Source organism: Bradyrhizobium sp. NBAIM08, assembly GCF_020193935.1.
Taxonomy (GTDB): domain Bacteria; phylum Pseudomonadota; class Alphaproteobacteria; order Rhizobiales; family Xanthobacteraceae; genus Bradyrhizobium; species Bradyrhizobium yuanmingense.
This window is the reverse complement of sequence record NZ_JADYVR010000160.1, coordinates 1-471: the sequence shown is the minus strand read 5'-3', so window position 1 is coordinate 471 and position 471 is coordinate 1. Positions and strand designations below refer to the sequence as shown.

At 69.0% G+C, this 471-nt stretch carries 1 protein-coding gene; it reads left to right on the top strand.

What is annotated here, in order from left to right:
- Positions 1-471, top strand: a 471-nt coding sequence (locus I6F37_RS38910; RefSeq protein ID WP_225154209.1) for a NifU family protein, incomplete at both ends; no start/stop codon positions are given.

The window sequence follows — 471 nt, the reverse complement described above, 5'->3', positions numbered from 1 at the left end:
CGCGAAGCCGGGCGGCAGCGTCCACTACGAGAAGCCCGAGGACGCGCGCCACGACGTGCTGGCGCAGGGCCTGTTCGCCGTCCCCGGTGTGACCACCCTGTTCTACTGCGACAACTTCGTCACCGTGACGATGACGGCCAAGGCCGATTGGCGCGCGGTGGCCGAGCAGATCACCCGCATGCTCGAGAGCCACATCGCCGACGACGAAGAGATGGCCGGTGCGCCCGCGGCAGCCAAGGCCAATCCGCTCGCGTCCCTGCCCCAGGGCGGCGACCCCGTGGTGCTGCAAAAGATCAACGCGCTGCTCGACGACCGCGTGCGACCGGCGCTCGCCGGTGACGGTGGCGGCCTCGAAGTGCTGGGCCTCGACGGCAAGACGCTGATGATCCGCTACCAGGGTGCGTGCGGCAGCTGCCCCAGTTCGATCGCCGGCACCATGATGGCGATCCAGAACCTGTTGCAGAGCGAGGT